Source organism: Sphingobacterium sp. UBA7249, assembly GCF_002472835.1.
Lineage (GTDB): Bacteria > Bacteroidota > Bacteroidia > Sphingobacteriales > Sphingobacteriaceae > Sphingobacterium > Sphingobacterium prati.
The window spans coordinates 1-962 of sequence record NZ_DKST01000021.1 but is presented as its reverse complement, the minus strand read 5'-3'; the positions used below and the strand labels follow the sequence as shown (position 1 = coordinate 962).

1 pseudogene is annotated in these 962 nt (G+C 36.7%); it reads right to left on the bottom strand.

What is annotated here, in order from left to right:
* Positions 1-4: 4 nt before the first annotated feature.
* A pseudogene (gene trpS / locus B4A24_RS15135) lies at positions 5-962 on the bottom strand (tryptophan--tRNA ligase); the annotation flags it as partial.

Here is a 962-nt window from a genome sequence, read left to right as displayed (position 1 = left end):
TATTCTAGTACAATTTTTTTAAACCGATAATTTCACGAACTTCTTTCATAGTTTTTTGGGCACTTTCATGTGCTTTTTCAGCGCCTAATTTGAGCACTTTAGCAATGTAAGCATCATCTTTACTGATTTCATTAATTCGAGCACGTACATCGCTAGTTGCGATTAACATATCTTCAGCGAGTTGCTTTTTGAAATCACCATATCGGATTTCTGCTTTATTATATAATTCATCAAAATGTTGAAGTGTATCTTGTGTGGATACCACATTCATTAAGTCAAATAGATTTTGTACAGCTTCTGGTTTCGTTTGATTTTGTTCAGTTGGACCGGCATCAGTCACTGCACGCATGATTTTTTTACGTAGGACCTCCTCAGTATCTGATAAGTAGATACAATCAGCATCACCATTTGATTTTCCCATTTTACCTTGTCCAGAAAGGCCTGGGATTTTAATTAGTTTATCGGCATATGAGAATGCGAAAGCTTCTTTGAAATAATCTACTTCGTACAAACGGTTAAATCTATTTGAGAAAGTTCTGGTCATTTCAAGGTGTTGTTCCTGGTCTTTACCAACAGNNGATTAAGATATCACAAGCCATCAATACCGGATAAGTCAATAAGCCTGCATTAACATTGTTAGGGTTTGCTCTGACTTTATCTTTAAAGGCTGTTGATCTTTCCAATTCGCCCATATAGGCATTCATATTCATATATAAATACAATTCGGCGACTTCAGGGACATCCGATTGAACATATATAGTTGACTTTTCAGGGTCCAATCCAGCTGCAAGGTATTCTACGACCACATTACGGACTGTTTCTTGCAGTCCATGGGGTGTAGGGTGAGTGGTTAATGAGTGTAAATCTGCGATAAAAAAGAAGCAGTTATATTCGTCTTGCATTTTGACGAAATTTTTTAACGCTCCATAATAATTCCCAAGGTGTAATTTTCCGGTACTTCT